Source organism: Mangrovibacterium sp. (assembly GCF_059905295.1).
The window spans coordinates 1-6,832 of the sequence record NZ_JBZQJF010000311.1; the positions used below are offsets into that span (position 1 = coordinate 1).

Consider the following 6,832-nt stretch of genomic DNA (forward strand, 5'->3'; position numbering starts at 1 on the left):
ATGAATGGTTATTGGGTTCACCTTATGGTAAAATGTTCTGGTATAGAAGTCGGCAACCACACCTGAAATGATAATATTAGGTTCAGCTACCGACAACGGCTTACCTATTGGATCGGTGATACCATTCGTCTTTACATAGGTTTCGTTTACAATGGCCTTGTTTCTATTCGAGTTTAAATCAGACGCAAAATTCTCGCCACTTATTAACTTGAGATTGAGAGTTGTAATAAAATCATTATCTGCGGTATAAAAATTATCCACCTGATGATCTTCAGATTCTCTCTCCCAGCCATATAAATAAGTAGAACCAGAAATTGTTGCAGCAACGATACCCGGATGCGAGCTAATCTCTTCTTTAAACGTTTTTAGTTTCTGAGGAGGAAGACGACTTGCTTTAATCTCAATCAGGTTTTCATCGATATTTGAGGCTGCTGTGATATAGCGTAATTGCCTGGAATAAACAATTGTTGCAACAATTAGAATGATGGATATAGTCGACTGGACAATAACCATCCCATTCGTAAATTGCACTTTTCGATTTGGAACAAAACGGTTATTCAAAAGACTCAGGGCCTGTTGTTTTAACTTGAAGGATAAATAAGCTGAAGGGATAATCGTAAGCACTACAATCAAAACAAAATACGATAGCAGAACCCACTTACTTAGCAGAAAGCGCGCCGTAATGTCGGCATCGAATATTGAATTAAAGCTCGGAATCATCAGTAACACAAGCCCAATGGACAACAAAAATCCAAACAGGATGGTCATGCAGGTTTCAAGAAACAGTTGAAAACGTAACTGAGTCTTATCAGCGCCCAGCAGCGATTGTATTCCAATATTCTTCTCATTTTTTAATAGCTGGGCCAGGTACATGTTGATGTAATTAAAGCACGATATGAAAAGAATAGACAGAGCTGCAAGAATACCGATGATTACAAATGACTTATCCCTATGAATAATAAATTTCCATGCTTGTAGTATCTCTGATTTATCGTAGTAAACCTCAGTGATTGGTTGCAGGTAATACTGAGCTTCTTCGGATAAGCGCGGCAATAAATCGCCATCCGCCTTCATTTTTGAAAGAAGTGTTGCTTTGGAGCTTTTGTCGTCGAGCTTAACGAAGGTTACACCGCCCCGGTAGATTTGAGGATTAATTGGAAGTAGAATATCATATTTAAGAAATGATTGAGTCGCAAAATTATCAACGACTGAGGTGATTGTATAATCCGCTTTTTCTCGTGGCGTCGAAACGGAGAACGATTGACCCAATACATCTGTTCTGCCAAAAACCTTTAGAGCCATTTGAGTTGAAATAGCTGCTTCATTGGGCGATGACAGGGTTTGATAAATGTCGCCGGCAATTACCGGAATAGGAAAAAAATCAGCAATGCTCGTATCTGCACCAACAATAAGCAATTGCGTTGATTGGAATTCATTGGCCCTAAAAACAGAGAATCCGCTTATATTTTGAAGACGGCAATAATCTTCAATCTCGGGATAGCGCTCTTTTAAAATTGGGTGAAGTTCAGACCTTATGAACAGCGTTTTTTCATCGCTATTCATGTCTGTCGGATTATCACTTTGAACTAAAAATATCCGGTCGTTATCGATACTGCCAAGCGAAATTTGCCACTCATTAATAATGAAAGCTATAAACAAATTAATGCAGGCCAGTCCAATTGCAAGACTTGATATGGAAATTACTGAATAGATCTTGTTTCTTTTCCAATTACGGAAAATCAAGTTGAAATTTGTTTTTACGATCATCGTGTTTGATTTGAACCGGATAATTTTAGTTTTATAGCCATTTTTTATTCATACCGCAGAGCCTCAACAGGATTTCGCGTGGCTGCCTTCCAACTTTGCCAACTCACCGTTAGCAAGGCAATTCCCAGTGCCAGCATACCAGCCAAAGCAAAAATCCACCAACTGAGGTCAGTTTTGTATGCGAAGCTTTCGAGCCACCTGCTCATAGCATACCACGAAACGGGTGCTGCAACGAGAAATGCAACAACAATCCATTTCACAAAGTCGCGGCTCAGCAAGGCCATCACTTCATAAACCTTTGCTCCGTTCACTTTGCGGATACCAATTTCTTTCACCTTCTTGTTGACTGCATGGGTTACAAAAGCAAACAAGCCCATACAAGCAATAAATACAGCCAAAAGAGCGCTAATTCCAACCAACTCGGACAACTGCGTGTAGCTTTGATATTGTTTGTTGAAATACGAATCCAGGAAAAAAAAGTCGGCTTGAGCATCCGGATAATGTTTCCGCCAGACTTGTTCAATATGCTTCAGCAAACCGGGTACATCCGCAGTAGACACCAATGCCGGATAGTAACCAAACTCATGCGGATGTTTGAACTGGTAGATATAGGGCTCTATCGCTTTGCGAAGTGTTTCGTGATGAAAATTGCGGGCCACGCCAACGACCTGCATAACATGCCGATTGACGGTAATGGTCTCCCCAACCGCATCCCCGGCAGAGTTAAAACCCAAAATATTCGCTGCCTTTTCGTTTAAAATAACCTTATCTTTCTCCACCGCTATGTTCGGGTAAAAGTTTCGTCCTGCGACGATGGGGACCTGGTAAGTCGGGAAATAGTTTTCATCGGCAAATGAAAGATTGAAGGAGGCATTCACCTTCTGCCCATTCCTCAACACAGTAACATTATTGTACTTATTGGCCTGCCCGGGGATATTCATCGTGGCTGTCACTGCCTCAACGCCGGGAAGCCGAAGCAGTTCGTCGCGAAAGGAACAAAACTCGTGGTAGCGTCGTTCGCCGGATGTGTTGTTCGTGGCGGGTCCCCGAATAACCAACACCTGATCGGCTTTCATTCCCAGGTCTTGTGTTTCCAGGTAATTGATCTGCTTAACGATTAGGATTGTCGCTATAATCAGAACAATCGCCAAAGCAAACTGACCAACAGCCAGGGTTCTTCTAACAACATGAAATTGCAGCTTATCGTGAAATACGTTTTTTAAAACCAGAAGTGGACGCGCCAAGGATTGGATCCATGCAGAAATCGCTCCTGTAAACAGCACACCTCCCGCAATGTAAAGGACATAAAGAATTCCTAACCAAGGTTGAAAAATTGATCTTAGCGGAAGCCCTACACCGACTAAAGCCCGGAAAAGCGGGAACAGAGCAACGACTAAAATGAAAGAAAGAGCAACGGCCAGTAGGTTGATCAGGAAGGATTCAGTCAGTTGATAACGGATCAGGGACCTACTGCTGGCACCGTGCAACTTCAAAATGCCGGACTCTCGTGCTTTCTCAAACGACAGTGCTGTTGAAATGCTGATATTGTTTGCCCAGGCAATTGCTAATATGAAAAGGGCTACAACAAACAACAAGCTAACCTTCATTCGGCTCCCCTGATGTTGAAACTCCGCCTCCGAATCCGAGTCCAGATAGATCTGGTCAATCGGTTGAATAGAATAACTCGCCTTCTCTCCGTCTTTGCAATTCGGAACCAGGTACTTTTGTACCAGGCTTTCCAAAAGTTGATTGATCGATGCTTTGGTAGTCGACGGCTGTTTCCGAAAATAGGTCGCAACAAAGGGTGATCTCCAACTTCCACGTTGATTAACGCCGTAGTCTTCCAGGGTTTCGAAACTGATCAAAAAGTCATAGTGCAAATGCGTATTACGGGGAAGATCTTTAAACACCCCGGTAACAGCAAAAGGGATTCCTTCATTCAGCTTGATAATTTGTCCAACCGGATTTTGATCGCCAAAATATTTGTGAGCAACCGTCTCCGAAATGACTGTCGCATACTTCTGTGCCAAAGCAGTCTTGGGATTTCCTACAAGCATCGGCAGCTGAAAAACTTCAAGAAAAGCACTGTCGGCCCAAAGGACCTGCTGACCGTACAACTTTACCTTGTCGGTATACATGTAACATTCTTCGTAATAAGTCCGGCAGCTAGCAGCTACCAAGTCCGATCGATCCCGCAACATCCAGCTGAGCCCCGACTGTGTACGAGAGCTGTTTACCAACTGCTTCCCTTCTTTCTCCAAATGGTAATTCACACGATACAAATCATCTGCATTCGGGTAAAAGCGGTCATAGGACTCTTCGTAACGAACATAGATGAACAATAAGGTTGACGCCGCCAGTCCGACGGCCAGACCAACAATACTGATGACTGTAAATAAGCGCTGCTTGACGCAATTTCTGAAGGCGAGTTTTAGATGGTGTCCAGGCATATTCTATTTAAAGTTAGGGGTTCTTCATTTTAATTGGCTTGTTGACTATTCATACCTCAACGCCTCCACCGGGTTTCTTGTAGCCGCCCGCCAACTCTGCCAGCTCACTGTTAACAACGCAATACCCAGCGCCAGCATTCCCGCCAAAGCAAAGATCCACCAGCTAAGTTCGGTTTTGTAGGCGAAATTCTCAAGCCATTTGCTCATGGCGTAGTACGCAACAGGTGTGGCGATCACAAAGGCAATCAATACCCATTTCACAAAATCGCGGTTAAGCATGGTCATGATTTCAACAACACGGCCGCCGTTTACTTTGCGGACTCCGATTTCTTTAGTGCGTTGCTGCGAGATAAACAAGGCCAGCGCACTAATCCCTATCATACTGATAAAGATTCCGATTGCGGAAAAAGCCATAAGAATTCGACTAAGTATGTTTTCAGCTTTGTATTGTTCAGCTAGTTTATCATCCAGAAAGAAGAAGTCTAATTCCTGATTGGGGTAATATTTTTTCCAGACGCTTTTTATTGCGTCCATGCCTGCCTTCAAATTATTAATTCTTACATGCGTAAAACGAGCCCAATTTTTCGATTCACTCAACCAAAATACAAAATCACCAATGTTTTCGTGTGCCGAACTGTAGTTGAAATCGTCAACAACTCCAATAAAGTTCATACGAACCTGTCCCTTCTCAAGCGGTTGGGATTGCACGTAAGCGTTGAGATTCTCCATGGTTCCATGTCTTTCCATTAAGCGCTTATATAGATGATTGTTAATAACCATCCCCACTTTCTTATCTACATCCGGTTGAGTCCAGTCATATTTAAACTGAATACCCAGGGTCTTCAGATAATCGTAGTTAGCAAAAACAAATTCAGCCGACCCTTCAATCCCCATCCTTTCGAGCGGCATCCCCTGTGCCGGATAACCAAAATATTGCCTTGTAAATCCAACCGACTCAATAGAGGATTGTCTTTCCAGTTCTCGGGCAAAAACCGCCGGGTCTTTTGAGAGGTCTTTTACGTTTAGTACAACTACATTGTCTTTATCGAATCCCAGGGGTTTATTCAATACGTAACGAATCTGCTTATTCACAAGGAGAGTACCTGAGATAAGGATAATAACGATGCTCACCTGTATCACAAGCAAGGATTTCAGCATTAAGCTTCCGGAAAACTTGTTTCGCCCGGCAAGGATATCAACCGCCGAACGACGTGCCAAAAGATAAAGAGCAACAAAAATTGCGGTGAATGCCAAACAACCAAGCAAGACACCGAGTATAGTTAGATACACCACGGGCTCGGTGTAATAAATAGCAAAATCAATGTCGAATAGACGATCAATCAACGGTGTGCTCCCCTCGATGACCAACAATGAGATACCAGTTGACAACACGCAAAGTATAAATACATCAGCAAGAACCTGCCTTATAATTTGCCGGTTATTTGCACCGATCGACTTCCGCAGCCCCAACTCTTTCGACTGTTTTATCAGCTTTGCAATGGACAAATTGGTGAAGTTCAGCAACGAAATCAACAAAATAACAACAGAGATCAGCGTGAACAAACCAATATTGATCTTGCTGGAGCTTTCCCGAAGTTCAAAACGATAATCCGATTTCAGGTGGATATCATCCATTGGGAACAGGCTAAAATTATAGTCTTTCGGTCCAAGAACAGACTTCAGACTACTGGAATCGTAAAAACTCTGGACCTTATCAGCAACCAGGTTGGGATCTGCGTTTTTCCGAAGTTTAAAATAATTGTAGGTCCCCTGAATTTTCCGCTCAGGCAACGATTCAAAGCGTTCCTGCAATGCTCCCTTTTGAGAGAACAACAGCTCGTAGCGAAAATGTGACTTGGGTTGCGTATTCTTCACGACTCCCCGAATCTCATAATCTCCTTCATTCTGCACGTATTGCATCGACTCAACTCGAATAGTCTGCCCAACCGGATTAAGTTTACCAAAGTGTCTTTTTGCAAAGTCTTCGGTAACAAAAATAGTATTGGGTTTCGAGATCTCATCCAAATTGCCAACTATAGCTACTACCTCAAACAAACTCATAAAAGCCTCATCTACGGCCATCATGTCCTTTTGCTCAATCTTTTTATCTCCCAACTTAATACTTCCATTTGCCCAATACGAAAATTGTGTGGCTACCTCAACTTCCGGTATTTCAGCTGCAGCCGTATAAATAATCCCCAAGCTAGTGGCCCAATTCGCGTTATCACGACCTTCGGGAACAGAAATTACCCGATAAATATTTTCGTGATCCTTAAAATGTTTATCAAAGCTTTTTTCGTTTGAAACATGGATAAATAAGACCAGAAAACAAGAAATTCCGATTACCAGTCCGAAAATGTTCACGAACGAAAAAGCTTTGTCTTTCAACAAGCGGCGAATGGTTATTTTTAAGTTGTACATCATTTTTTATTGTCTTATCAGGTTACCTGAAAATCTATTCATATCGTAAAGCTTCAACCGGATTTCGGGTGGCAGCTTTCCAACTCTGCCAACTGACAGTCAGCATCGCGATTCCCAGCGCCAGCAGACCTGCCAAAGCAAAAATCCACCAGCTGAGGTTGGTTTTATAGGCGAAATTTTCGAGCCATCGGTGC

3 protein-coding genes are annotated in these 6,832 nt (G+C 42.7%); all 3 read right to left on the reverse strand.

The window, feature by feature from the left end; translation table 11 throughout:
- On the reverse strand, positions 1-1,767 hold a 1,767-nt coding region (locus AC37HE_RS15710; RefSeq protein WP_500783864.1), incomplete at its 3' end, for an ABC transporter permease.
- 44 nt (positions 1,768-1,811) lie between these two features.
- Entirely contained in the window at positions 1,812-4,217 is a 2,406-nt protein-coding gene (locus AC37HE_RS15715) for an ABC transporter permease (RefSeq protein ID WP_500783866.1), read from the reverse strand.
- A gap of 45 nt (positions 4,218-4,262) precedes the next feature.
- Positions 4,263-6,641, reverse strand: coding sequence for an ABC transporter permease (locus AC37HE_RS15720; RefSeq protein WP_500783868.1), 2,379 nt, complete (start codon positions 6,639-6,641; stop codon positions 4,263-4,265).
- Between the last annotated feature and the right edge of the window lie 191 nt (positions 6,642-6,832).

Excerpts from the sequence above, each read along its gene's own strand:
- AC37HE_RS15715 (WP_500783866.1), bottom strand. The coding sequence starts at position 4,217 with ATGCCTGGACACCATCTAAAACTCGCCTTCAGAAATTGCGTCAAGCAG.
- AC37HE_RS15720 (WP_500783868.1), bottom strand. The coding sequence starts at position 6,641 with ATGATGTACAACTTAAAAATAACCATTCGCCGCTTGTTGAAAGACAAA.